The organism is Sedimentibacter sp. MB35-C1, from assembly GCF_030913635.1.
Classification (GTDB): Bacteria; Bacillota; Clostridia; order Tissierellales; family Sedimentibacteraceae; genus Sedimentibacter.
Genome location: NZ_CP133188.1, coordinates 1,997,765 through 2,023,253, shown reverse-complemented (window position 1 = coordinate 2,023,253; position 25,489 = coordinate 1,997,765). Strand labels below are relative to the sequence as shown.

Genomic DNA, 25,489 nt, shown 5'->3' with positions numbered 1-25,489 from the left:
CTTTAAATTATCAAACAACCAGATATGGATTTAATTGACTTATTAAAGGAACTTTCATCAGTACTTAGCAGGAAATCATAATCGACATCATTATATTTCATGCTGTCCTCAATTATGGTGCATGTGTTTAGCTCGGTCATTTTACGAATATCTTTTGCACTCATAAAGGTTCCTCTTTTTGCATTTTTTTTGTTGTATTTGTTCAATATGGTATAAATGCCATCTACATTATACCTTTCTGCAAGCATCTTATCATTGTTAATTTCTTTAACACATGAAAAATCATTATTGTTTATTGTAATAATATCATTAATTAAATTAAAATCTATATAACTCTGAAAAACTTTGTCAACATCAGCTATTACTACATCATATGACTTTTTTGTTTCATCTATCAGTAATCGAAATGCGTCGGCACTTATATTTTTTAATTTGTCGTAAATTCTCGGTCCGGGAAGCAGAGATAAATTTTCATTTATTTCTATTATGGCCTGATCTAATGAACATGTTGAATCCAACACATCCTTAATATCATATATAATATTTTCGCTGACATTAAAGTATTCTGCAATCTTTCTTTTCCCTGATGATAAATCTGCAATCAGAACCTTCTTGTCCTTCGAAAGATTCATTCCCAACTTTATGCAAATAACAGTCTTCCCTATGTCTCTTTTTTGTGAGCCTATCAATACTGCCTTTCCCATAATTGCCTCCCAACTATAATTTCATCTTTGTTCTTTTTTCTACTCTTCTGTCTGCGGTTCCTCGTTGTTAAGTTTGAGATATTCTCCGATAACTTCCCTGACTATTGGAGTCGGGTAACGTCCCGAACCCCCTTCAAACAGCACACATGCAACTGCAATCTGAGGGTCATCATAAGGAGCAAATGCAACATACCATGCAAAGTCATCGTATGGCTCTCCTGTATCTGGATTTATTCCCTGATTCTGCGCCGTACCGGTCTTGCTGCCGACTTCAACCGGAAAGCTTGAATATGGTTTAGCTGAATCATCCAGAGATACCAGCCTCATTCCTTCTTTTACAACATCCAGATAGCTGTAATCTGACAAACCAATAGGCTCTGCTTCTCTCTGCGGAACATAATCAGTATTCTTTCTGTCGTATGTTTTTATTTCTTTTATTATGCTGACATTGTTCCTGTATCCTCCGTTGGCTATTGAAGCTATATAATTTGCCATCTGCATTACAGTATAAGCATTATTTCCTTGCCCTATGCTTATATTCAGATTATCTCCCACATTCCATACGGCCTGGTTTAAATATGAATATTTTATTATATCAACGAGAGGAACGTTGTAATCATTTGTTTTTTCAGGATTGAGTCTAAGAGCCTTAAGGCCTTCGTAAACTTCACCTCTTGTCATTGGTTCATCCCGATCAACCCAGCTTACTATTTCCTCCACTATCTCATTTTTCATTCCTGCCTCTATTTTATATCCGGTTTCTAAATATTTTTCTATATTGGCTTCCAAAAACATCCTTAAATAAACCCTGATATTAATTTTTTTACCATCTATACTTGGAACACCGCCTGAAGCTTCCTGAGGAATGTCTATTTCAATCCCGGTTTTTGAATCCAATCCGAATTTTTTTGCCATTTCTATTATTTCCTCAGCTGATACTTTGACAGTATGCTTCTGATGTGTGGCCAAGTTTTCTCCAAGCATAGTTGTATAAAAATAAAAGTTGCAGGAATTCATAATAGCCTGGTACATGTTCTGACTGCCGTGTGCTCCTCCAAACATATTGTATATCCAGCAGCTGAAATATCTATCACCGACCTCCATAGTACCTGAACAATATACAGTTGTATTCGGATCTACTCCTTTTTCTAGAGCAGCAAGTGAAGTAATCATCTTAAACGTTGACCCGGGCTGAATTGCTGTAAGCATTGCAATATTGTAAAGCGGCCTCGGAGCCAAAGGGTTCTTTGAATCATTTAACAGGCCGTTCCAGTCATCTTGAGATATACCTGTAGCAAACATGTTCAAATCATATGACGGGTAGTTGGCCATTGCGAGAACTTCTCCTGTATTTACATCAAGCACAACCAATGCTCCTGATTTAGCATTTTCATATTTATCTTTAAAATCAAAGTCTCCCCATTCACTCTCAAAGGTTCCGCCGATCTGTATTTGTTCCAGTCCTTTTTTCAAAACGTCCTGAGCTGTTTTTTGAAGTCTTGAATCCAGTGTAAGATATATGTTATCTCCCGGTTCCGGAGCCTCACTTGAAACAGACCTTATAGTCCTGCCGACATTATTCACCTCAACTGTTTTCTTACCTTTTGTTCCTCTTAAATACTCTTCAAATTTCTCTTCCAGCCCCGTCTTGCCTATTATGTCATCAGGGCTGTAGCCTTTTTCAACAACATATTCCTGCACCTCATAGTCTTGTGCTATCTTTCCCAGATATCCTATTGCGTGGGCAGCAATATCATTTTGAGGATATACTCTCAAAGGCTCTATTTCAACATTTATCCCTGTAAGTTCATGAGAACGCTCTGATATCATTGCAACAGATTTTTCTGATATACCGTAGCATATATCAACAGGATGGTATGACAAATAACTGGTCTTATTATATCTTTCTCTTATAACCATCATATTTCTCATGTCATAATCATTTATGCTTGAATCAATTTTCAATGTTTTGCGAAGCATTAAAAATACTTCTTCTGCTGAATAGTTTAATTCTTCTTTACTATCTATCTCAACATTTTTTTGTATCCAGTTCCTTTTGTCTCGTATAGGAGTGTATTCCCAATCCGAAATTGATATAGACGGATTTTCATGCTTTAAAAGTTCAGATTGAGCATAATATTTAATGCTTTCGTCAGTTATGAAATTTTGAAGCACATCGTAATTTTTAAATGAAATCTGCTTAACAAAATCATAAGGCTGAGTATCCTGTTCCAAATTATGCTGATCCAAATATTTGTTCTTAAGCTGCTCATCCGTGTATTGATATGATCCAGATCCACTTTCCTCAACAAACATAACAGGCAGATCGGGATATATTTCCTTAAGCCTTTCTATCAGCACCTCACCTGGAGCTACTTTTCCTGTTTCAGTTTCATACACAGACTGAAGCAAACTTTCCAGCGAGTACGTCATTGTAAGCAAAACAAAATCGTCCTTAGCCGATGAATCCTGTGTTATTCCCTCATGATTAGCATTCAGGCTTCTTTTTATATTTTTATAATTTTCATCCTGTACAAATGCATATTCAACTAGCTTTATATTTGATCCAAGTCCATTTGAATTAATAAAATCAAATGAAAGTTTCCTTATTTTTGAATTTGAAAACAGTCTCGTAAGATATTTATTATTTTTAGCAAGAAGCTCGGCAATCAGCTGTTCAGCACTTAGGCTTTTATCAAAATCATTTTCTTCCAACCATCTTTTTACGGGATCCTGCTCGCCCTCGATAATCTGTGTTTCATCTTCCTTTTGAGTTGCATCTGTCTGTTCAACTACTGTTATTTCAGAATTTCCACCATCGCTTTCTTCTGATTTCTCCTCAGGGAAATAAAATATAAACTGGTCATTTTCCAGCTTAACAGGAATGTCTTTATATCTTAAAATAGTATCTAGCGCTCTTTGCTTGGGATTGAATTCTTTACCGTAAATTAAGGTTCTGTAATTGAGCCATTCATTTATGTTATTCTTTACCGCATTTATGACAGTTTCTTCAGCAGTTATATAAGATGCAGAATCTGCTGCATCATCTGATGTTTTATTTGCTTCCTTGCTTTCGTCAATATAATCAAAAGTATCAAGCTCAATGGGAAACTCGTCAATAGGTTTTTCGCCATTTTCTTCAAATATTTCCGCTAAAATATAGGATATGTCATTGAAATTTTCAGCGTCAATTTCGTCTGTGTACATTTGAACAGTAAAGCTGGAGACATTATCAGCAAGGATTACTCCGTTTTTGTCATATATTTTGCCCCTTGGTGCTTTAACAGGAATGTCCTTTATTTTCTTAATATCTGCAACAGCCCTGTATTCCTCGCCTTCAACGATTGTAAGTACAGCCATTCTGAATCCCAGCACGCACAGAAGGAACAATATTATCATGTATAAAATGTTGTATCTGTTTTTAAAAAATTTTTGTAAACTCAAATATTCCACCTCTATTTAATGTTAAATTTATTAAATGTAAAATTAATAAATTTAAGTACAAAAACAACCAAAAAAGTATTCATTAAAACCTCTACAATTATGCCGCTCCATATTCCTCCCGCATTTCCAACTTTGTACCTCAAAAAAAACAAAATAAGATACATAAAAAAGTTGCATGCTATTGTTGCTGCCGCAGTAACAGACGTGTATGCAATATAATTGTCTCTAAGCATATCTTCACTGTATGTTCCTATTATTGCCCCTATAATAAAGTATACCAACGTATAAATACCAAAAACATCATACAACATAGCATCGTATACTACTCCGGTTAAAATTCCCAGAACTCCTCCTGTTATACCATCAGACATCATTGAAAAAACAACAATAAGAACAAGAGAAAGATTAGGTACTGTACCAAATATATTAAAAAAATTAAATAGGGATGTCTGAGCAATAAAACCTAAAACAATGATAGCAGCCATTAAGCTAAATTTTTTCATTAATTTCTACCTCTCGCTGTTACTATCTGTCCACCTTAAGCACATAAACTCTGCTCAGCTTTGTAAATTCCACAGCAGGTTCAATAATAATCCTCTGAGTTGATGCGTCAGTGGTTGGGACAATCTCTTTTACATTTCCTATATACAAATCCGGAATATATATTTCACCTATTCCTGATGTAACAAGAGAATCATCAATGCTTACATTAGCCTTGCTATTAAAAAAATAGCCGGTAATGTTTCCATCAACACTTCCCTGCATTATTCCGCTTTCATCGCTGTTTATGTCTCTAAAGCTTATTTTGCAGCTTTCATCAAGCAAAGTTATAACTTTAGCCCAATTAGACGATGTCTGCGTAACTACGCCAACCAGTCCTATCTGAACAACTCCCTTTTTGGTCTTCACCGCATTAATTACAATGTCATTTTTCTTTATACCGTCTTTTTCGCCTTTGTCTATTGTAATCCTGCTGAACCAGTTTGAATCATCAAGTGATATCACTTGTCCAATTATATGATCACTCTTTAGATTTTCTTTCATTTCATATTCAGTTTCTAATGCCTCAGATTTGTTTACAATGTTTTCTAATATTCGAACCTGCTCATTAAGCTCATGCACCGTATCTGTAAGAATATTGTTTTCTTCACGCATTTTAACAATATCCTGTATAGAATAAAACGAACTGGTAACTGTCTGCCCGGTATTAAATATGATTCTTTGGGCACCGGCTAACACGCTCCCAAAGAATCCTAAGTCAGTTCCGTTAACTTTTCCTATTGATGATAGCCCTATTAAAATAACCAAAACAAAAATTGTAAACAAAAATAGTATTCTTTTAAAGTATTTTTGTATAAAATTCATTTATTCACCACTTTACAGAGATTCACAAATTTTTCCCGCTCCCATAGCAACGCTGTTTAATGGATTCTCGGCAATAAAAACTTTAAGTCCCGTCTCCTTTTCTATGTAAATGTCAAGGCCTTTTAGCAATGCTCCCCCTCCGGATAAGTAAATTCCATTGGAATAAATATCCGAGGAAAGCTCAGGAGGCGTTTTTTCTAAAACCCTTTTTATTGCATTTACAATATTATTTACTGTTTCAATAATTGCCTCTCTTATTTCATCACTGGTAACAGTAATATTTAAAGGAAGACCCGAAACAATGTCTCTTCCTCTTATTTGCATTTCTTGAGGATGAGGCTTTATATTTTCACCGTCCTGGTCTTCATCGTCACTGTAGCGAGCTATACTGTAAAACTTTTTGCTGGCATTGCCTATTGTCATTTTAATCTTTTCAGCAGTTACCATCCCAATTTCCATTTTATACTTATTTTTTATATAATCCTTAATATCAACATCCATGTCATCTCCAGCAATGCGAAGAGAATCAGACACAACAATACCCCCCAGCGAAATCACCGCTATTTCTGTTGTCCCTCCACCAATGTCAATTATCATGTTTCCAATAGGCTTATCTACGTCTAACCCTGCACCGATTGCCGCAGCCATAGGTTCTTCCACCAATTTAACTTTTTTTGATCCCGCATCGTATGCAACGTCCTCAACTGCTTTTTTTTCAACGGAAGTAACACCAACAGGTACACAGATTACTATATTTGACTTAACAAATCTTCTTTTGCTTAACGCTTTGTTTATAAAATATTTAATCATCGCTCTTGTAATTTCAAAATCTGCAATTACGCCGTTTTGAAGCGGCCTGACTGCATTTATTGTTTTCGGTGTTCTATCAAGCATAGCTTTTGCGGATTCGCCTACGGCACACACTTCGTTTGAGCTGACCTTAACTGCTACAACCGACGGCTCGTTTACTGTTATTCCTTTATTGCTTACATAAACCAATGTATTTGAAGTTCCAAGATCTATTCCTATCTTTTGTGTAAACATATCAAAAAATCCCATTTTAATTTCCTCTCGATATTAATTAAAGTAAACCTTCTTCTTTAAAACTGTAAAATGTACCATCACCTATTATTATATGGTCAAGCACTTTTATTCCTAGAAGCTTTCCGCATTCATCCAGCCTGTTTGTCAAAGAAATATCCTCGCGACTTGGCTCTGTTTCTCCACTTGGGTGATTATGCGCAAGAATTATAGCTGAAGATGAACTAATTACCGCCTCTAAAAACACTTCTCTGGGATGAACAATTGACGAATTCAGGCTTCCGATTGATATATCAGAAATTTTCTTAATATTATTTTTTGTATCCAGCAATATTATTTTAAAATATTCTTTCCTATAGTAACGCATTTCCTCCATTAAAAGGATTGCAACATCGCTAGGAGAGGATATTTTTATTTTTTCAATTTTTAATGTACTTATCCTTTTGCTTATCTCAGCTAAAGCCAAAAGCTGAGCTGCTTTTACGTCATTTATTCCTTTAAATGATTTGAACTTTTCAACACTGCCCTCGGCAATATTCCTGAGCCCTTTTTGATCCTCATTCAATATTCTTTGAGCAAGCATTACAACATTTTGATTTTTGCTTCCTGTCCTTAAAATTACTGCAATGAGTTCTGAATTAGACAAATTATTGGCACCATACTTAAGAAGTTTTTCCTGAGGCCTATCATCCTTAGGTATTGATTTTATGGTATAATTAGTATTGTCCATTTAAACCTCCAATATGCAATATACTTGATTTCTAAAGCAAATTATAAGAAAAATGTTTTGCCAGTAATTTATTCAGTTTTGATAATGGCATGCCTTTGACGTTATTGTAGCATCCATGTATTCCCTTAACAAGCAGTTCTCCATACCCTTGAATTCCATATGCGCCGGCTTTATCTCCATATTCGCCTGTATCTAGATATCTCTTGATGAAATTATCTGACAGTTTGTTAAATTCAACCAGGGTTTCCTCGTAATCAACGACCTTTCTATTATTTTCGTTATCTATAATACAAATGCCTGTAAAGACTTTATGTGTTTTTCCGGAAAGTAATTTAAGCATTTCAAAACCTTCATCATAATCATTAGGCTTTCCCATTATTGTATCAAGATAAACGACAGTGTCCGCAGCTATAATAATTCCTTTTTCGTCGCATGTTTCTGCGACTTTTGCAGCCTTTTCAAAAGCTAACCTCATAACAGTTGTTTCAGGCAAATCATTTTCGTCCACTGATTCTTCCATATCAGGTGAAAAAATTTTAAGGTTTTTCACATATTTTTCAAGCATTTCTATGCGCCTTGGTGATTTTGAAGCTAAAATTATATTTCTCATAGTTATCAATCCTCAAAGTTTCTTATATACTATTATTGCTATTAAAATACCTAGTATTCCTGCAACAGTCAGACTCGCACTGAAGCCAAATGTTACAGAAAAAATACTCAAATCCAATGTAGCCGGTCCAAATCCTATAGATTCACCGTAGTTTAATATGGGTAAAAACTTAGAAAATGCCTTTCCCAATATGGTACCTATTATTACAGACGTCAAAAGCAATAAAATAAAATATATGGAGTTACCACCTTTTCTCATTTTAACTCTCTCCCAAGCCTCGTAAAAGTTTTATTCAAGTTATTAGTTACAAAAATGGAAGCATACCCTACAAAACATCCTGTAAATATACTTACAAAAGACAAAATAGGTAAATAGTAATAAAGATTTGCAGTTTCAAATAATATAGCTGCAACAGATATCTGCGAAGCATTATGAGCCATTGCACCCAAGACACTTATACCAATCAGACTTAATTTTTTGGCATGTTTTAGTCCTATGCTCATTACTATAGTGCTGACTATTCCGCTGACTATACTGTATGTAAATGTTATTGGATTTGTTGCAACCAACATGAATAAAATGCACCTGATAACAACAACCATCAATGCATCCTTAAATCCAAATACTACTATAACCGATAATGCCACAATATTCGACAATCCAAGCTTAGCTCCCGGAGCTATGTATGGTAGAGTCATCATTCCTTCTAATATGCTTAATATCAAAGCTCCTGCCGTTAAAACCGCTAAAAATATGTATCTTCTTAATTTATTCATAATCTCTCTTTCTTTATTCTGCTATTTGACTATAACGTCTAATTCATCTTCTGGGTTATTATCCTTGATTTGCACCATCAACCTATTTGGAAGGCATACTATAACTTCTCCATCATTGCTTATTCTACCTTGGTGCAGGCAAATTTTATCAGGGCAGGTTGCTTCTTCAATCCATACGTATCCGTCTTCGATATGTATTTTGTTAGAGCCGCTTTCACTTTCGACAACAAACTCTGTCTTGTAATCGTCGGTTAATGTGTATTCTCCTACTAACCGGTTGTCCGAATAGATATACGCAATTTTTTTCCCCTTATCAACAGTGTTTAAAGTTCCGTATGCCAAAATCAATATATTGACTGCAATAATGGTCAAAATCAAAGCAATATCGTACTTATTAATCTTTTCTCTCATGATAGTCCTTTATATGTTTTCTAGATTACTCATTTTATCATTTATTCAATATTATTTCAAGATTCTATGTTCATTTTATATCATTTTATTGCTTGCAATTTTTATAATTGTTAACTTGTTATTTTTAAAAAATTTGTTAAAATATATTAAATACTATATTCCTTAAATCTACATTAATAAATAGAGGTGATTTTATTGACTGTGTATAAAATACTTCAGGACAATCTTGTTGAATCAAACATGGAAGAACTTGAAAAAGATGAAAATAATAAGTATTGGGTCATACTTACTCCAGAAGAGATAAATGCAAATAATAACTTCTTTCATTTCAGCTACCAGACAATTTATGATTGCATCCATAACGAAGATACGCCGAAACTGGATGTATATGACAGTTATAGCTTTGGAATTTTAAACATAATCGGCCCAAATGAAAGCTTTTTTTCTGTATCTGAGTTGAATTTTTATATTACAAAAAAGTATCTGGTATTTATATCTGACAAGTATTTGGATTTGTTCAGAGAAATACAAAATGACATTTACAGCAAAGGCTTAATGGGCATAAGCACAGAAAAAATCTTATATAATTTAATTGATAAAATGACTTTAAAAGATTACAGCATGCTGTCAAATTTGGAAACTGAAATTTCAAGCGTTGAAGAGGATGTTTTAAAAGGAAAAACAAAAGATTATATAAAGGATATTGTCCTACTGAAAAATAAGCTTTTGTTTTTAAAAAAGCACTATGAGCCCCTGATGGACGTTGTTGAAAATTTAACAGAAAATGAAAATAGCATACTCGATAAAAAATCAATTGCATACTTCGTAATACTACTGAACAGAATTGAGAGGCTAAACCGAAAAGTAGGAAATCTTCGCGACTATGTCACCCAGATAAGAGAATCTTACCAAGCTCAGCTTGATATAAACCTTAACAATATCATGAAACTTTTTACCGTGCTTACGGCTATATTTTCTCCACTTACATTCATAGTTGGGTGGTATGGAATGAACTTTTCCTCCATGCCTGAGCTTCACTGGAAGTATGGCTATATGTTTGTCATAATTTTGAGCATGTCTACTTTAGCGTTCTGTCTGTGGATATTTAAGAAAAAGAAACTATGGTAAAAACAGCTGCATGCAGCTTTCACTACCTAATTTAAAAAAGAGCAGCTTGATTCGCCATGCTGCTCTTAATAATTTATTTTTCTATAACCATAAAATCCGTAACAAGTCTTGCAAGTTTTTTATTTTTATCATATCCGTAATAAGTTGGGAATGTACCCTCATTCCATCCACTTGCAAAAATAATTATATTTCTGCCTGTTGGCTCATCAACTACTATATTTGCACAGGAACATTCGTTCAATCTCACTGCATCCCTTACAGATTTTTCATATTCATCAAGCTCTTCCTCACTCATAGTATCCAAAATATTCATAACTGATTCATCCATAAAGCAGCCAAGTCCGTTTTCTACCTCGTAGCCCATAAACTCATCCTGAGCAAATCCGTTTGAAGATTCTCCACTGAGAAGTGCCATCTCCCACTTAACCGGAGGATTATCATTAATTCTTAGTTCTGCCGCGACTGTCTGTTTCTTTCTGTTTTCAGTTTTCCCAACATATATGTACACACTGTATGTGCCCGGTTTTACGCGCTCAGAATAGCTTTCGTCATCATACATCAAAATAGGATCTGTGGCAATTATTTTCCCAGTTGTCGATTTTAACTTTCCTGCTTCGATTTTCTCTATCTGCATTCTTCCGAATTCAGTGTCTGTCATCTTTGTATTTCCGTTTGTTATGTTAAGCACATCAAAATTAATATACATATTATGCTCCTTTTACTATTTTTTTCTTTCATCAAGTATTTTTGTTAACTCATCCATGAAAGTATTGATATCCTTGAATTTCCTATAAACTGATGCAAACCTCACATATGCTACATCATCCACCCCTTGAAGTTCATTCATCACCAATTCACCTATAACTTCAGTTGACACCTCGTTCTGGAATGTGTTCAAAAGCTGTTTTTCCACTTTGTCAGCGATATTCTCTATCTGCTCAAGACTGACTGAACGTTTGTCACAGGCTCTTATTAGTCCGTTTATAATTTTATCTCTGTTGTAGCCCTGTCTTGTTCCATCCCGCTTTACCACCACTATTTGTGTTTCTTCTATTTTTTCATATGTTGTAAATCGATGTCCGCATTCCATGCATTCTCTGCGTCTTCTTATCTTAAAACCGTCATCTGTAGGTCTGGTATCAACAACCTTACTTTCAGAATAATTACATTTAGGGCATTTCATAATAATTATCTCCTTTTACTGATTTTACTAAAAAAACTGTATAAAGTAAACAAAATTATTATTTTAAATTATCCATGAACTTTTTTTCGTCAATTATAAACCGCTCATGAACTCCCTCACCAATCTTCTTGTCTTCATCATACGCATTCACCCTGAATACAAGACGCTTTCTATCTATTTCAATCAACTCGGATTCTGACCAAACCTTTTTTCCAACAGGGGTTGCGCTTACATGCTTTATATTAACGCTTATTCCTACAGTTGAAAAGCCTTCGGGTAAATACTCCTTAACAGTATTCATGGAAGCTCCTTCCATCATACCTATCATCATAGGAGTTGCAAATACTTCAGCAGCTCCGCTTCCAAATACTTTTGCGGTATCGTTCATCGTAACAATTTTTTCTAATTTGTTTTTCATCCCGACTCTTAAATTAAATTCCATTTATATCTCCCTTCCTATTTTGCCAAAACTTTCTATTACTATGCAAAATTTTGAAACTATTTACTCATATATACGCTCATGCTAGGGAATGCAAATTCTATGTTTTCCTCTGTAAATATCTCCATTATTTTAAAATTAACGTCGTTGGTAATATCCATAAACTCAGCATAGTCTGCTGTATTTGTAAAATATTGAACCGCAATGTCCAAAGAACTTGGCCCAAAGCCAGTAAATTTAACAATAGATGTATCCCCAGCAACCCTCGAATGAGAATCCAGCATTGATTTTATTCTTTCTATTGCAATTTTCATTTTTTCTTCCGGTGTTCCGTATACAGCGCCAAGTGTAAAACTTGCCCTTCTGTTTTCCCTGTTGCTGTAATTTATAACTTCTCTGTCGGCAAACCTTGAATTTGGTACAATAACCAATTCTTTTCCTATTGTTCTTATTTTTGTACTTCTCAACCCCAGTTCTTCAACTGTACCTTCAAAGGAATCTACCCTTATCCAGTCTCCTACACTGAATGACTTGTCAGTAAGTATGACGAATCCGCCGAAAAAGTTTTTTATTAAATCCTGAGAAGCTAAAGCTAATGCTGCGCCTCCTATTCCCAGGCCTGCCAGTATGCTGCTAAGTTGCTTGAAATCAAACTCAACAGCTATTGCAACAACAGCAAGGATTACAACAACCGTCTTTATAAGTTTTGATAAAACAGGAAATACTGTTTTAGCCATTTGTGAACTTGATTTTTCATTTATGTAATTACTGTTAAGGGCCTCTGAGTATGATGTAATTAATCTAAGCAGCCCCTGTGTTACCGTTATAATTAACATAGCCCTGTATAGTCTGCTTATAAATACATATATTGACGGATTTATGGGAAATACTATGATTCCTAAATAAACGGCAGTGTATGTAATTAAATTTAAAAGAGGTTTTTCAATAGAATCAATTATTAATACGGCATAACTTAATTTATATCGTTCAGTAAGTTTGCGTATGATTTTTATTATCGACTTGGTTATCAAACTTCTGAACATTAATAATGCCACAATTATGAAAAATGATTTTACAATTGTTGATGCTTCTAAATTACCTGTTAATATCATAATTAACCTTCCTTAAGTATAAGTTTTTTGACTTACTGCAGAACATCTAAAACTGCATGCAATAGCTTGTAACGCATATTATATAACAAATATGGTAAATTTAAAAGAGGTTTTAAAATAACTAAAACCTCTTTTAAAAAATTTATTGTCTTTTCAAGGCTTCTACAGGAGGAAGGCTTGATGCGTTTATTGCCGGATAAACTCCAAACAAAAGTCCCGAAGTCAACGCTACAAATACTGATATTTTTATTGAATCAAAACTTACAACTGCTGACAGTCCGTATTTTGATACTATGCTTACTGCCCACGAACCAATTAATATCCCTACTACACATCCAATAATGCTTACATATATTGCTTCAAGCAAAAATTGAATAAGCATATCTTCTTTTTTTGCTCCCAACGCTCTTCTTACGCCAATTTCGCTTGTTCTTTCCGTTACAGCAACAAGCATGATATTCATAATTCCTATGCCGCCTACCAACAGCGAAACCGCCGCTATTCCTCCCAGCAGCACCGTCATTATTCTATTGGCCTGATCAGCTTCCTTGACCAGGTTATTCAGGCTTGTAATTGTGAGAGGTTCTTCTCCCTTTTCAAATACATTTTCATCATTTCCCGAAGTTTCCGTACCAGTTTCCGGCGCCGGTTCCGCTTCGGAAACAGCAACGCTCTCTTCAACAATTTCCCCTTCTTCTGTCATTTCACCTTCCTGTCCGTTGCTAGGACGAATATTGCTTCCCATCCCAATCTTTCGTTTATAAATTCTTCCAAGCTGAACCATAGCAAGCTCCGCATCCTCGGCGCTGTTTGATTTCGCCCAAATTTCCAAAATATCTTTAGTATTGGTAATTTTCATTGCCGAGGTGTACGGAATTACTATTTTATCATCTATTCCGTCACCATTCCCTTCACCCTTCTCTGAAAGCACTCCTACTATAAGATAGTTAATTCCATTTATTTTCAGCGATTGTCCCACAGGGCTTCTTCCGTTTAAGAAATTATTAGCAACATTGTATCCTAATACGGCAACCGGTGATCTTTGTTTTACATGAAGCGATGTAAAAAAGTTTCCCGAAACTACTTGGTGGTCCTTTATTTCAGGGTAATTTTGATTTACACCGACTATATTCATTTCACTTTCATCTCTTCTCCATCTAACCGGAGTATCTTCCGTATACACCACAGGTGTTGAATACTCTATGCCAGTTATTCTTTCAGACATTGACTCAGCTTCATCATTATCAAAGACAACATTATCTGCATTTGATTTGATTACAATAACATTTTCGCCGAGGCTTTCAAATTGAGAAACAATAGACCTTCTCGCACCTTCACCTATTCCCATCAGACTTACAACTGCAGCAACCCCTATGGATATGCCAAGCACAGTCAGAAATGTCCTCAGCAAATTAGACGTTATTCCGTCAAATGCCATTAATGCCGAAAACTTCAATCTAACAAGAGAAGATAGAATTTTTCCCTTATCACGCATTGTCATCACTCCTTAATTTCCGGCCGGCAGCAATGAGTCATTTTCAGGCACCGACTGACTTGGCATTAAATCCTTCGTACTGCCTGTTACAACAAGCTGTCCTTCTTCCAATCCACTTAATACTTCGACATACATGTCGTTCATTAAGCCGACTTCAATTTCCACAACCTCTGCTTCTTCTGCTTCATTAAGCACTTCAACCTTTTGCTTTCCGCCTTCCTCAAATACTGCTTCTATAGGAACCAACAGTGTATCATCAGATTCTCCCGAATTAACAAAGCAGTTGGTATTCATACCAGGTCTCAGCCCTTCTCTTCCTTCAACTTTTATCTGCACATTGTATACAGTCTTTCCCTCTCTGTTGGTATATTGATCCAGCCCCATGACGGTACCTTCAAATTCTTCTCCGGGAAGAGCGTCCACAGTTACTTCAACAGGAGCATCCTGTGTAATATACAGCACGTCAAGATCGCTTACGGTGGTGTTTATATACATTTCATCGGTGTTGTACATATCCAAAAGCTGCAGTGACCACTTGTCGCTGCTTTCAGATGCCTCTATAGTGTCTCCCACATCGTACATAACATAAGATACCATCCCGTCCGACGGTGCTGTTACCATTAATTTTGTTGTCAGTTCTGAAACCTTATCAATTTTCTTATAAATATCTTCTATATCCTCGTTTAATGTATCGATAGATTCATAGATTGTTTTAATAGCATTCACTTCAGTCTGAATGGAATCAACAACATCACTTCCTGCGATTTTTGCCAGCACATCTCCCTCTTCGACAAATTCGTTTGTGGATACATAAACTTCGGTTGCAATTATATTTGCATCATCTCCGCCTGAGAATCTGCTGTATGATACCTTTTTTTCATCTACAAAGGAATCAACATCTCCGCTGTAAGAAAAACCGGTTCCCGGCAAACCATTGTTATCCGTATAAATTGCAACTATCATTCCCGGCTGCACAAGTCCAGGATTATCGGCTTCAATAACTCCTGTATGTACATATGTCATTCCGTCTGAATTAGGAACAGAATTTGCATTTATTTTCTTGATGGTTCCCAGGTAGAAACCGTCAAATGCAGTCTGTGATCCACCGCTTTCAAGTTTTTTCCTGTACTGCATCAACACTTTTTGTCCGACTTTAACGTTTGAATATTCATATGTATTTACTTTAAATGATATTTTTACTTTACTATCGTCAACAATGGTTGCAATATTATAATTTTCAACTCTCTCGCCCTCTTCAATATTAAGTTCTGTGATTCTTCCTCTGATAGGAGCAGAAAAAACAATGCCTTCATAAGGATTAACCTGACTTATATCTGTTACATCTCTGTTTAGGAGTTTTCCAAGATCTTTTGTTTTGGTACTTATTTCCTCATTTTTATCTTGAATTTCTTCTTGCTTTTTCTGGATGCTTTCTGTTAATTCATCCAATATATCAGTAAGATTGTTTGCTGAAAGCCTAACCAGGTTATCGTCTTTTTTAATCATTTGATTCGGCTGTACAAAAACTTCTTCAACAGTGTATGTAACACTTATAGGCGAACCATTTGAATCAGTCACACCCTCCGGTTTGGGAACGGTAATGGAACCTCCCCAGTTTCCGTTTAATTGACCTGAAATGTTTACACCCTGAGTTATATCTCCTCTTTCAACGGCCTTCGTTGCATATCTGGGGCCGGTTGAGACCTGAGCGGAATCAGGTACTAACTGCTTCGCCGTAAAATAGCCCCCTGCGAATACGACTAATAAAACTGCTAATATTGACGCTACTTTTTTATACATTTACTTTACCTCCACTGCTTTCGTCAGAAACTATTTCTCCATCTACCAATCTTATAATTCTGCTGCCATATTCGGCAATTTCTTCCTCATGAGTTACCTGAACAATTGTCATTGAACTCTTCTGATTTAATTCAACAAATAATTCCATAATCAAATCCCCGGTCTTCGTATCCAGTGCACCCGTAGGTTCATCCGCAAGAATAATTGAAGGATTTCCAACTATTGCTCTTGCAATTGCAACCCTTTGCTGCTGACCACCGGACATTTGTGAAGGAAGATGCTTCATTCTCTCCTTCAACCCTACCTGCTCTAATGCATTTGACGCAAGTTCATGCCTGGTCTTCGCATCCATTCCTCTATAGATAAGAGGAATTTCAACATTTTTTATCGCAGTCATTCTCGGCAGCAAATGAAAGTTCTGAAACACAAATCCAATAAATTTGTTTCTGATATCTGACATTTTAGAATCACTCAATTTATCTACATGGTTGCCTGAAAGCTCATATGTACCTTTTGATGCTTGATCCAGACACCCTATGACATTTAGCAGAGTAGATTTCCCCGAACCCGAAGGACCCATTATTGATACAAATTCCTTTTCTTTTATTGAAAATGATATGTTCTTTAGTGCATCCACCTCAATCTGTCCGGATTTGTAGAGCTTTGAGATATTTTCCATTCTTATAATTTCCATATTTCACCTCTTTAAGATACAGTCCATTTTATATGACGTATAAAACATCAAAAAAGTTCTTCCTTTTTAAATTTTTCTTAATTTTTTTTAAACAATCTAAAGGCCCTGATTATCACATGTCAATGATAAATCCGGACCTTTCCGTCATTGCAAAGTTTATTTAATAACATCAATGTTTATAGAATCAATCCAAATCTTATTTTTTCCTTCATATTCTATGTATATGTTCAGTGAATCCGCATCAGTTACATTTATAGGTACTGTAAATTGAGACCATATGTCATTGCTGATTTTTGTATTTGTATGAAAATTTGATGTCAAGGATCCGTCTTTGTACGCTTCAATAACCACCTGTGCCGTTACATCTGTTTCAGATTTCATTTTAGCTGCTATACCTATTTGTTTCTTTAGCATATAACTGAATTTATCATCCCCGAAGTTAACAGCGGCAAACAATGATTTGATTTTTTCATCTGTCTCGTTGGAAACAACAAGAGAATTCTTACCTTCTACATATATGGTATCATCTATCCCGGCTTTGTTTCCCGTATACCCGATACTAGTCAGAAGATTATCGTTAAAATATACTTCTGTTGAATCGGTTATTGCACCAGCCGGTGATTCTTCATCCCCCGTCTGATTTTCTGATGCAGGAGGAACTTCCGGCGGCGTTTCATTTTCTGCGCTGCCGTTCGTATTATCTGAATTCGCCGGATCAGCTTTATTGAATGACTTTATTATCTTATTTCCCAAAAACAGCACTATTACTACAACAAGTATTGTAAGCACAATTCTTATAAGCTCTTTTTTATTAAATTGATTTTTATTGTTTTTCTCTGGAACAGGGCGGCTGTCATTAACATATATATCAAGAACCGAACCATCATCATCGTACTCGCCCAAGGCAGATTCCTCATAGGCTGTATTTAAATCCTCCTGTTCAATAACTGTATCTGGTTTGATTTCTTCATTCGTACCATACTCAGGCAGAGCCGTTTTTTCTCCGAAAATCATTGCATATATTGGAGATTTTTTCATTTCACCTATTACATCATTAGGAAATATGTATTCCTTTGTCAGGCACCTTACTATAATCTTAAGAATATCTGGTGGAATTGAATCTGAAATATTGTAATCAATTATTTCGGAACCGGCAAAAATAAAATGAATTATATTTCCCAGCCTCTTAAATGTTTCATTGTCTGCAATATCATACTCCTGTTCAAATATAAGGTTGCAGTCTGCATATATGTTATTTTCGGAGTCAACATAAAGCTTGTCTGTATCCAAAATCTTCTGCTGCACAATATCTGTCATATTAAAAATATTCTGAGCTAGATTTATTACATTTTCAGATAAAGCAAACTGCTGCTTCAATGTAAGAGAAGAGTCAAGATACTCTTTTAAACCCTTGCATTCCGCCTTAAGAGGCTTCGTGTATATATATATTCTGTCTTCAGTGTTAAAACACTCCAAAATGTTGGATGGAATTTTCTTCAATTCTTCCAAATTGATAAGATTAATTATTTTTCGACTCGTTATAACATTGCTGTAAAACACATCTCCTGTATCATTATCCTTACATTCCAACACTCTTTGGAATACATTTTCAAAAATAGTGCGGACGATTTTGTAATTGTTATTCATAATCCACCCTCCAATATGGTAGTCCAACTATATCTTAACAGTAATTTCGACAAAAATAAAGATATTTTTAATAATATTTTAATATTTTGGAATATTATTGTTAAATTATTTTTCTGTTTCTATATAGCCTAAGCACCCGAAGTCGAACAGTATAAGGCTGGAAAATTTTTAGACTTTTTCCGGAATTAAGCCTATTGATGTAATGAATGGTTAGATTATTTAACAACTTTATATTTTACTTTAACATCAAGCAGGTAAGAGTTTATCAATCTTTCATCATCTGATTCAATGATCGTTTCGGAGGAAATCTCCTTTTTTTGTCCCGGTTCAATTCTGTATACTTCGGTTACATATACCTCCGGAATAAGATCATAATATGGATACCATTTTTGGGACTTTTTATCTTTATAAAAATATAATTTTAAATCTATATGTTTTTTACTCCTGTTTACAACGGTTGTTTGAAATGACAGCAGCTTAACAGCAGGATTATCTCTGTCAGGCGTATTTATTTCTATTTCTTGAAAAGAGGGGTATAGTATTACAGGCGACGGTTTAACAGTTTTATAGAATATAAATAAGCTCAAAACCATATAAATTACGGCAACAATAGCAATCAATGTCATTTTTGCTGATTTAAACAATTTGCTCATTTTTTCCTCCACTTGCTATACTATTAATTGTACCTTTAACATTATATCATAAGTATAATGCATTTTATACCAAATTTTATAATATTTGTTAATATTGCAAAATTGGATAAAAAAAGGACGAACTACTGTTCATCCTCATCATCTTTTATTTCATATTCTACATTATCAACTATATTTTCTTGCTGATTTTTTTGACCTTTATCTTTTTTATAAGCATTTCCGTAATATTTTTTTGTTTTGCCGTTTATTACACTTAGTAGGTATAAAAACACCACTGCATCATCAATGATACTTAATCCCAACACCGGTGCCGGTATCAAGTCAATAGGGCTTACAATATAAATCATCGGTAGTATAATCCACCATTTTTCCTTAATCGGAATGTTTTTATCAAATAAAAATTTAAAAATCAAATAAAATCTGTTCATCTTAGATTACAAAGGCCCTGTCCGGCAGTCTTTTCTTGAGCTTTGAAGCGAAATCATTGGCAGGATCCTTTTTCCCCGGGTTTCCCAGCACAATATGGGTTATTTTCATTTCTTCCGCAAAATCAACTATAGTTTTAATAACATCCTTAGATCTTTTAACTGTCAGTTCAGCTCCTACACCTTTAGTAATATCAAATAAATACTCTAATGCATCTCCATCACTGAGGTTATACAGCAGCTTATCTTTTTCATTTACAACATGCAGAACATATAAGCCGGAAGGCTGATCCTTTGATAATTCAGCGCCTTGATGTATGAGCCTCTCGCATGTCTTTTGCTGCGTAACGCACACTAATACATTTTTATGCATCATTATTCTCCTTAAATGGCGGGAATATGTGGGAATTGAACCCACCCAGGACGAGCAAACGCCCCGCGACTGGTTTTGAAGACCAGGAGGCACACCAGCACCTATCTATCCCCATCGGATAACATGATAACATATACTCAAACTAAATTCAAGCATTTATTTTAGCTGCATATATTATAAACATCTGTATCCTCATCCATAATTTTCAATTCCATAATATCTGTCAATGCCGACAATGTATCTAAGGAAGTAAAAACGTTGATGGAGTTTTCGATTGCTGTTCTTCTGATTTTAAAGCCGTCCGTATTTGAATTATTTGCCTTTGTGGGAATATCCACAACAAATCCAACATTTCCGCTTCTTATCAGATCAATTATGTTAGGGCTGTCCTCTCTGACTTTTTTGACCATTGCAGCCTTTATTCCGTTATTATTGAGGAATTGAGCAGTCTTTTCTGTTGCTGCAAATTTATACCCCAATTGATTTAATTTTACCGCAACAGGCTTAAAGTTTTCTTTATCCCTGTCCCTTATTGTTGCAATAATTATTTTATCGACACTTGGCTCTTTGAATCCGGCAGCTTTAAATCCCTTGTACATCGCTTCTCTGTAGCTTCTACCTACCCCCAGAACCTCTCCAGTTGATTTCATTTCAGGCCCAAGGCTTACTTCCACCCCTTCAAGCTTTTGTGTGGAGAATACGGGAACTTTTATTGCAACCAATTCTGATTCCTTATATAGTCCAGTGCCGTATTCCATGGATTCAAGTTTTTCACCGAGCATAACTCTTGTAGCTATTTCAATCATAGGAATTTTTGTTACCTTGCTGATGTACGGAACCGTCCTGCTTGAACGAGGGTTTACTTCTATAATATAAAGTTCGTCTTCAAATTCTATAAACTGGATATTAACCATTCCAACTGTCTTTAATGAAGTTGCTATTTTTTTTGTTATTATTTCAAGCTTCTCTTTTATCTCAGCACTTAAATTCTTAGGAGGATAAATTGAGATACTGTCTCCCGAATGAACTCCTGCTCGCTCGAGATGCTCCATAATTCCTGGAATAAGTATGTCTTCTCCGTCGCAAATAGCATCTACCTCTATTTCTCTCCCTACAATATATTTGTCAATCAACACGGGATTTTTTGAATCATTTGCAAATGCATTGCTGAGATAATTTACCAGTTCCTCTTCTGAATATGTTATTTCCATTCCCTGACCGCCAAGTACATAAGAAGGTCTCACAAGCACCGGATACCCTATATTTTCTGCTGTTTTTTTACCATTTTCAATATTGGTTACTGCTTTTCCTTTAGGCCTTTTAATATTCAGGCTTTCCAGCATTTCATCAAACTTTTCTCTGTCTTCCGCCATATCTATTTGTTCGGGATCAGTTCCCAAAATTGCTATTTTCTTTTGTTTAAAGAAATTTGCAAGCTTAATTGCTGTCTGGCCTCCAAACTGAAGTATAACTCCGTCAGGTTTCTCCTTCTCAACAATATTCAGAACATCTTCTTCTGTAAGCGGTTCAAAATACAGTTTATCTGCTATATCAAAATCTGTACTCACCGTTTCAGGATTATTATTTACTATTATTGTCTCTATGCCGCATTTTCTAAGAGCAAATATGCTGTGAACCGAGCAATAGTCGAATTCAACACCCTGACCTATTCGTATAGGCCCTGAGCCAATTACAAGTATTTTTTTATTTTCTGTAACATTGACTTCATCGTATTCATCATAGGTTGAATAGTAGTATGGGGAAACTGCATCAAATTCCCCACCGCAGGTATCCACCATTTTATATGATGCAACTATATGGTTTTTCATTCTCAGTTTGTAAACATCCTCCGGACTGCTTCCGGTCAAGTCTGCTATTCCCTTGTCTGAAAAGCCCATTTTTTTTAGCTTCTTAAGCCAGTTTTTATCAAGCTCATGCAAGGAAGAATTTCTGAGAAGTTCTTCTTCTTCTATTATGTTACATACTTTGTACAGGAAAAATTTATCAACACCTGTAAGTTCTGCAATTTTATCAATCTTATATCCTCTTCTCATCATCTCGGCGATGCAAAAAAGTCTCTCGTCATCAGGATTTTGAATTCTGGCCTTTAAATCCACTGTACTTTTTTGCGATAATTTTTCATTGTACAATGTATACTGCTTTATTTCAAGAGAGCGTACAGCTTTTAACAGCGCCTGTTCAAACGAGCTGCCTATTGCCATTACCTCGCCTGTTGCCATCATTTTTGTACCTAATATTCTTTTAGCATTAAAGAATTTATCAAATGGCCACTTAGGTATTTTTAATACAACATAATCAAGAGTAGGCTCAAACGCAGCATATGTTTTTCCTGTTACCTGATTTAATATTTCATCAAGCCCGTATCCCAGAGCTATTTTAGTTGAAACTTTTGCTATTGGATAGCCTGTTGCTTTCGAAGCAAGCGCGGATGAACGGCTCACTCTCGGATTTATTTCTATAACCGCATATTCGAGGCTGCTCGGATTTAATGCAAGCTGCACATTGCAGCCTCCTTCAATACCGATTGCATCTATAATTTTAATAGAGGCGGTTCTGAGCATCTGATATTCCACATCTGACAGCGTCTGGGAAGGTGCCACAACGATACTGTCACCTGTATGAACACCTACGGGGTCAAAATTCTCCATGTTACACACTGTAATACAAGTGCCGTTTTTGTCTCTCATAACTTCATATTCTATTTCCTTCCAGCCTTTAATGCTCTTCTCTATCAGAACCTGTTTGTTCATGCTCAGGTGAAGACCTGCTGACAATATTCCCTTCAGTTCGTCTTCATCTAATGCGATTCCGCCGCCTGTTCCTCCAAGTGTATATGCAGGTCTTATAATTATGGGATAGCCTATTCTGGATGCAACTTTCAGCCCTTCATCCATGCTGTTTACTATTTCAGAATCGACAATGGGTTCATTTATTTTATTCATCATTTCTTTAAACTTTTCCCTGTCTTCCCCTATTTTAATCGACTCCACACTTGTTCCTATTACATTTACATTGTACTTATCCAGTATTCCTCTGTCGTATAATTCTACGGTAAGATTAAGACCTGTCTGACCTCCCATTCCGGCGATAACGCTGTCAGGTCTTTCTTTCGCAATTATCTTTTCAACGTACTCTGCCGTAAGAGGCTCTATATATACCTTGTCCGCAATATCCGTATCCGTCATAATTGTTGCAGGGTTGGAATTTATCAAAACAGTTTCAATTCCTTCTTCTCTCAGAGCTCTGCAGCACTGCGTGCCTGAGTAATCAAATTCGGCCGCTTGGCCTATAATAATAGGGCCTGACCCTATAACCAATACTTTTTTTATGTCTTTATTTAACGCCATTATTTTTCTCCTTATACATATTTATAAAGTCGTCAAAAATTATGTTTGAATCGTGAGGTCCCGGACTTGCTTCTGGATGATACTGCACTCCCATGACAGGTAACGTCTTATGTCTTAACCCTTCAATGGTTCCGTCATTTAAATTCACATGTGTTATCTCCAGAAAATCACCTAGAGAATCTTTGTTTACCACATATCCATGATTTTGTGACGTGATTGTAACCTTGCCTGTTTTCAAATCCTTTACAGGGTGGTTGCATCCCCTGTGTCCATACTTCATCTTCTCAGTCTTAGCGCCTAATGAAAGAGCAATTATCTGGACACCTAGGCATATTCCCGCTATGGGTATTTTTCCCGTTAATGCTTTTACGGTCTCTATTGCCTCAGGAATGTCCTTGGGATCACCCGGACCATTTGACAGAAAAATACCGTCAAAGTCATATTTCAACAGTTCATCGGCATTCGTAAATGCCGGAAAAACCGTAAGTGAGCAACCTCTTTCAATAAAGCATCTTAAAATGTTATTTTTAATTCCAAAGTCCAGAACTCCTATTCTCAAAGGTCCGCTTCCCATGGTTTTTATTTCTTTTGATGATACTGCTTCCACTGCACTCTTATTTGAAAAATCATCAAAATATTTTTCTATTTCACTTTGGCTTAATTCGTTTACTGTTATAATCCCTTTCATGGTTCCTGTATTTCTTATTACTTTAGTAAGGTATCTTGTATCAATTCCTTCAATTCCGATTACGTTATTCTTTTTCAAATAAATGTCCAAATCTATTTCACATCTGAAGTTATTTGGAATTTTGCACAGCTCTCTCACTATAAACCCCTTAACCTTCGGTGAATCCGACTGAAGGTCATATAAATTAGTACCGTAGTTACCTATCAAAGGATATGTCATGGTCACTATCTGACCGTAGTAAGATGGATCAGTTAAAATTTCCTGATATCCTGTCATGCCTGTATTAAATACTACCTCTCCTACGGAATCGGCTATTTTCCCAAAACATTGGCCCTCAAATATCATCCCGTTTTCCAGTATTAGTCTTCCTTTCATGTTTTCCTCCAAAAATATTTATTAAAATACTGCATATAAAAATAGCTGTCGCAAATGCGACAGCTAAGAAAAATAAACAATAATACCATTAGTAATAATAGATCCAATAATTGCTGTTTTGTTTATATTAAATTTTATTTTTTTATAGATAAAATTTTTCATTACTCTTAGACCTCAAATACATTTTCAATAAAAAATATCACAAGTCAGGCAATTTGTCAATATGTATTTTTAAAATATTTTACGAATATTTTTGAATCAAAAAAACACGATTTATGTATAACGCTTTCACGTTATACCATATATCCTGAAGGGAGTGTATCCTTAGCGGATATTCCTGAAGTAATATCCTACTCCCCATTTTGTAAGTATATATTCATAATTTTTGTTTTTGTTTTCTATTTTTTCTCTCAGCCTTCTAACATGAACATCGACAGTTCTAAGGTCTCCGAAATACTCATAGCCCCAAATAATTTCCAAAAGCTCTTCCCTTGAAAACACTTTGCCCGGATTGGTTGCCAGCAAGAGAAGCAAGTCAAACTCCTTTGCGGTAAGGTTAATTTCATGTCCGTGAAGACTAACTTTTCTTCCAAGAGAGTTGATTACAAAATCATCAACAACTAATGTCTGTTCATTTGGCTTCTGAGCCGACCCCTTTGTCCTTCTGAGAATAGCCTTAATTCTAGCCTTCAATTCCAATATGTTAAAAGGTTTGGTTATATAATCATCGGCTCCATATTCAAGGCTCAATATTTTATTCATATCTTCATTGCTTGCAGTCAATATAAGGAGAGGAACATTTGAAATTTCTCTTATTTTCTGGCAAACCTCAAGGCCGTCAATATCAGGTAGAATCAGGTCAAGAATTACTATGTCAAATTCATTCAACGAAATCTTTCTTAATGCATCGTTTCCTTCAAGGGCAGTATCAACTTCATATCCATCTTGTTCCAAGCTGTACTTAAGTCCCTTGACAAGCAGAAGCTCGTCATCTACTAGCAAAACCTTCATTTGTTACACTCCTTAAA

The 25,489-nt window shown here is 35.5% G+C and carries 25 protein-coding genes and 1 tRNA gene; 1 reads left to right on the top strand and 25 read right to left on the bottom strand.

Translation table 11 applies throughout. The features are described from left to right. Window positions 1–2: 2 nt before the first annotated feature. Genes RBQ61_RS09620 through RBQ61_RS09575 form a run of 10 tightly spaced genes read right to left on the bottom strand, consistent with a single transcriptional unit; the run spans window position 3 to window position 9,081 of the window. Window positions 3–704 carry a hypothetical protein gene (locus RBQ61_RS09620; protein WP_308137115.1) on the bottom strand — a complete coding sequence of 234 codons (702 nt, stop codon included), beginning with the start codon at window positions 702–704 and terminating at the stop codon, window positions 3–5. Between the two features lie 39 nt (window positions 705–743). After that, window positions 744–4,148: a penicillin-binding transpeptidase domain-containing protein gene (locus RBQ61_RS09615; RefSeq protein WP_308137114.1), complete on the bottom strand. Its 3,405-nt coding sequence runs from the start codon at window positions 4,146–4,148 to the stop codon at window positions 744–746. 11 nt (window positions 4,149–4,159) lie between these two features. Next, window positions 4,160–4,651, bottom strand: a complete 492-nt coding sequence (mreD, locus tag RBQ61_RS09610; protein ID WP_308137113.1) for a rod shape-determining protein MreD — start codon at window positions 4,649–4,651, stop codon at window positions 4,160–4,162. A gap of 22 nt (window positions 4,652–4,673) precedes the next feature. Next, window positions 4,674–5,513 carry a rod shape-determining protein MreC gene (gene mreC / locus RBQ61_RS09605; protein ID WP_308137112.1) on the bottom strand — a complete coding sequence of 280 codons (840 nt, stop codon included), beginning with the start codon at window positions 5,511–5,513 and terminating at the stop codon, window positions 4,674–4,676. Between the two features lie 12 nt (window positions 5,514–5,525). Next, a complete protein-coding gene (locus RBQ61_RS09600) occupies window positions 5,526–6,572 on the bottom strand; it encodes a rod shape-determining protein (protein WP_308137111.1) in 1,047 nt (348 codons plus the stop codon). A gap of 22 nt (window positions 6,573–6,594) precedes the next feature. After that, on the bottom strand, window positions 6,595–7,284 hold the full coding sequence (gene radC / locus RBQ61_RS09595; protein WP_308137110.1) for a DNA repair protein RadC: 690 nt from the start codon (window positions 7,282–7,284) through the stop codon (window positions 6,595–6,597). A 31-nt stretch (window positions 7,285–7,315) separates the two neighbouring features. Next, a complete protein-coding gene (locus RBQ61_RS09590) occupies window positions 7,316–7,894 on the bottom strand; it encodes a nucleoside triphosphate pyrophosphatase (RefSeq protein WP_308137109.1) in 579 nt (192 codons plus the stop codon). 12 nt (window positions 7,895–7,906) lie between these two features. Continuing rightward, window positions 7,907–8,152 (bottom strand): DUF4321 domain-containing protein, encoded by a 246-nt coding sequence (locus RBQ61_RS09585; protein WP_308137108.1) that lies wholly within the window; start codon window positions 8,150–8,152, stop codon window positions 7,907–7,909. After that, a complete protein-coding gene (locus RBQ61_RS09580; protein ID WP_308137107.1) occupies window positions 8,149–8,670 on the bottom strand; it encodes a Gx transporter family protein in 522 nt (173 codons plus the stop codon). The genes RBQ61_RS09585 and RBQ61_RS09580 overlap by 4 nt, the downstream gene beginning before the upstream one ends. Window positions 8,671–8,691: 21 nt before the next feature. Beyond that, window positions 8,692–9,081, bottom strand: a complete 390-nt coding sequence (locus RBQ61_RS09575; protein WP_308137106.1) for a NusG domain II-containing protein — start codon at window positions 9,079–9,081, stop codon at window positions 8,692–8,694. 201 nt (window positions 9,082–9,282) lie between these two features. Here RBQ61_RS09575 and RBQ61_RS09570 point away from each other — a divergent pair, with 201 nt between their 5' ends. Continuing rightward, complete coding sequence (locus RBQ61_RS09570) at window positions 9,283–10,209, top strand: CorA family divalent cation transporter (RefSeq protein WP_308140106.1); 927 nt, start codon at window positions 9,283–9,285, stop codon at window positions 10,207–10,209. A 73-nt stretch (window positions 10,210–10,282) separates the two neighbouring features. On the opposite strand, the gene RBQ61_RS09565 is transcribed toward RBQ61_RS09570, so the two are convergent. The 15 genes from RBQ61_RS09565 to RBQ61_RS09495 all read right to left on the bottom strand — a co-directional run bounded on the left by RBQ61_RS09565 (window position 10,283) and on the right by RBQ61_RS09495 (window position 25,472). Beyond that, window positions 10,283–10,915, bottom strand: a complete 633-nt coding sequence (locus RBQ61_RS09565) for a DUF4241 domain-containing protein (protein WP_308137105.1) — start codon at window positions 10,913–10,915, stop codon at window positions 10,283–10,285. Window positions 10,916–10,930: 15 nt separating this feature from the next. After that, on the bottom strand, window positions 10,931–11,392 hold the full coding sequence (gene nrdR / locus RBQ61_RS09560; protein WP_308137104.1) for a transcriptional regulator NrdR: 462 nt from the start codon (window positions 11,390–11,392) through the stop codon (window positions 10,931–10,933). 58 nt (window positions 11,393–11,450) lie between these two features. Continuing rightward, window positions 11,451–11,834, bottom strand: a complete 384-nt coding sequence (locus RBQ61_RS09555) for a thioesterase family protein (RefSeq protein WP_308137103.1) — start codon at window positions 11,832–11,834, stop codon at window positions 11,451–11,453. A gap of 56 nt (window positions 11,835–11,890) precedes the next feature. Further along, a complete protein-coding gene (locus RBQ61_RS09550) occupies window positions 11,891–12,943 on the bottom strand; it encodes a mechanosensitive ion channel family protein (protein WP_308137102.1) in 1,053 nt (350 codons plus the stop codon). A gap of 142 nt (window positions 12,944–13,085) precedes the next feature. Beyond that, window positions 13,086–14,438, bottom strand: coding sequence for an ABC transporter permease (locus tag RBQ61_RS09545; RefSeq protein ID WP_308137101.1), 1,353 nt, complete (start codon window positions 14,436–14,438; stop codon window positions 13,086–13,088). 12 nt (window positions 14,439–14,450) lie between these two features. Beyond that, window positions 14,451–16,238 (bottom strand): efflux RND transporter periplasmic adaptor subunit, encoded by a 1,788-nt coding sequence (locus tag RBQ61_RS09540; RefSeq protein WP_308137100.1) that lies wholly within the window; start codon window positions 16,236–16,238, stop codon window positions 14,451–14,453. Next, on the bottom strand, window positions 16,231–16,932 hold the full coding sequence (locus RBQ61_RS09535) for an ABC transporter ATP-binding protein (RefSeq protein WP_308137099.1): 702 nt from the start codon (window positions 16,930–16,932) through the stop codon (window positions 16,231–16,233). Before RBQ61_RS09535 ends, RBQ61_RS09540 begins: the two co-directional genes overlap by 8 nt. A 156-nt stretch (window positions 16,933–17,088) precedes the next feature. After that, entirely contained in the window at window positions 17,089–18,579 is a 1,491-nt protein-coding gene (locus tag RBQ61_RS09530) for a hypothetical protein (protein WP_308137098.1), read from the bottom strand. A gap of 215 nt (window positions 18,580–18,794) precedes the next feature. Beyond that, on the bottom strand, window positions 18,795–19,232 hold the full coding sequence (locus RBQ61_RS09525; RefSeq protein ID WP_308137097.1) for a hypothetical protein: 438 nt from the start codon (window positions 19,230–19,232) through the stop codon (window positions 18,795–18,797). A gap of 122 nt (window positions 19,233–19,354) precedes the next feature. After that, entirely contained in the window at window positions 19,355–19,660 is a 306-nt protein-coding gene (locus tag RBQ61_RS09520) for a YkvA family protein (protein WP_308137096.1), read from the bottom strand. A 1-nt stretch (window position 19,661) separates the two neighbouring features. Next, the gene (locus RBQ61_RS09515) at window positions 19,662–20,033 is read right to left on the bottom strand and encodes a universal stress protein (RefSeq protein ID WP_308137095.1); all 372 of its coding nucleotides are present in this window, start codon (window positions 20,031–20,033) and stop codon (window positions 19,662–19,664) included. A gap of 13 nt (window positions 20,034–20,046) precedes the next feature. Continuing rightward, window positions 20,047–20,143: transfer RNA gene (locus RBQ61_RS09510), tRNA-Sec, on the bottom strand. Window positions 20,144–20,191: 48 nt separating this feature from the next. Further along, window positions 20,192–23,398 carry a carbamoyl-phosphate synthase large subunit gene (gene carB, locus RBQ61_RS09505; protein WP_308137094.1) on the bottom strand — a complete coding sequence of 1,069 codons (3,207 nt, stop codon included), beginning with the start codon at window positions 23,396–23,398 and terminating at the stop codon, window positions 20,192–20,194. Continuing rightward, complete coding sequence (carA, locus tag RBQ61_RS09500; protein WP_308137093.1) at window positions 23,385–24,461, bottom strand: glutamine-hydrolyzing carbamoyl-phosphate synthase small subunit; 1,077 nt, start codon at window positions 24,459–24,461, stop codon at window positions 23,385–23,387. The genes carB and carA overlap by 14 nt, the downstream gene beginning before the upstream one ends. Window positions 24,462–24,785: 324 nt before the next feature. Beyond that, window positions 24,786–25,472 (bottom strand): response regulator transcription factor, encoded by a 687-nt coding sequence (locus RBQ61_RS09495; RefSeq protein WP_213925250.1) that lies wholly within the window; start codon window positions 25,470–25,472, stop codon window positions 24,786–24,788. Window positions 25,473–25,489: the final 17 nt, after the last annotated feature.

Bases quoted from the DNA above. Each gene is read 5' to 3' on its own strand.
- RBQ61_RS09620 (WP_308137115.1), bottom strand. From the start codon at position 704: ATGGGAAAGGCAGTATTGATAGGCTCACAAAAAAGAGACATAGGGAAG.
- mreD (WP_308137113.1), bottom strand. From the start codon at position 4,651: ATGAAAAAATTTAGCTTAATGGCTGCTATCATTGTTTTAGGTTTTATT.
- mreC (WP_308137112.1), bottom strand. From the start codon at position 5,513: ATGAATTTTATACAAAAATACTTTAAAAGAATACTATTTTTGTTTACA.
- RBQ61_RS09600 (WP_308137111.1), bottom strand. From the start codon at position 6,572: ATGGGATTTTTTGATATGTTTACACAAAAGATAGGAATAGATCTTGGA.
- radC (WP_308137110.1), bottom strand. From the start codon at position 7,284: ATGGACAATACTAATTATACCATAAAATCAATACCTAAGGATGATAGG.
- RBQ61_RS09590 (WP_308137109.1), bottom strand. From the start codon at position 7,894: ATGAGAAATATAATTTTAGCTTCAAAATCACCAAGGCGCATAGAAATG.
- RBQ61_RS09585 (WP_308137108.1), bottom strand. From the start codon at position 8,152: ATGAGAAAAGGTGGTAACTCCATATATTTTATTTTATTGCTTTTGACG.
- RBQ61_RS09580 (WP_308137107.1), bottom strand. From the start codon at position 8,670: ATGAATAAATTAAGAAGATACATATTTTTAGCGGTTTTAACGGCAGGA.
- RBQ61_RS09575 (WP_308137106.1), bottom strand. From the start codon at position 9,081: ATGAGAGAAAAGATTAATAAGTACGATATTGCTTTGATTTTGACCATT.
- RBQ61_RS09565 (WP_308137105.1), bottom strand. From the start codon at position 10,915: ATGTATATTAATTTTGATGTGCTTAACATAACAAACGGAAATACAAAG.
- nrdR (WP_308137104.1), bottom strand. From the start codon at position 11,392: ATGAAATGCCCTAAATGTAATTATTCTGAAAGTAAGGTTGTTGATACC.
- RBQ61_RS09555 (WP_308137103.1), bottom strand. From the start codon at position 11,834: ATGGAATTTAATTTAAGAGTCGGGATGAAAAACAAATTAGAAAAAATT.
- RBQ61_RS09550 (WP_308137102.1), bottom strand. From the start codon at position 12,943: ATGATATTAACAGGTAATTTAGAAGCATCAACAATTGTAAAATCATTT.
- RBQ61_RS09545 (WP_308137101.1), bottom strand. From the start codon at position 14,438: ATGCGTGATAAGGGAAAAATTCTATCTTCTCTTGTTAGATTGAAGTTT.
- RBQ61_RS09540 (WP_308137100.1), bottom strand. From the start codon at position 16,238: ATGTATAAAAAAGTAGCGTCAATATTAGCAGTTTTATTAGTCGTATTC.
- RBQ61_RS09535 (WP_308137099.1), bottom strand. From the start codon at position 16,932: ATGGAAATTATAAGAATGGAAAATATCTCAAAGCTCTACAAATCCGGA.
- RBQ61_RS09530 (WP_308137098.1), bottom strand. From the start codon at position 18,579: ATGAATAACAATTACAAAATCGTCCGCACTATTTTTGAAAATGTATTC.
- RBQ61_RS09525 (WP_308137097.1), bottom strand. From the start codon at position 19,232: ATGAGCAAATTGTTTAAATCAGCAAAAATGACATTGATTGCTATTGTT.
- RBQ61_RS09520 (WP_308137096.1), bottom strand. From the start codon at position 19,660: ATGAACAGATTTTATTTGATTTTTAAATTTTTATTTGATAAAAACATT.
- RBQ61_RS09515 (WP_308137095.1), bottom strand. From the start codon at position 20,033: ATGATGCATAAAAATGTATTAGTGTGCGTTACGCAGCAAAAGACATGC.
- carB (WP_308137094.1), bottom strand. From the start codon at position 23,398: ATGGCGTTAAATAAAGACATAAAAAAAGTATTGGTTATAGGGTCAGGC.
- carA (WP_308137093.1), bottom strand. From the start codon at position 24,461: ATGAAAGGAAGACTAATACTGGAAAACGGGATGATATTTGAGGGCCAA.
- RBQ61_RS09495 (WP_213925250.1), bottom strand. From the start codon at position 25,472: ATGAAGGTTTTGCTAGTAGATGACGAGCTTCTGCTTGTCAAGGGACTT.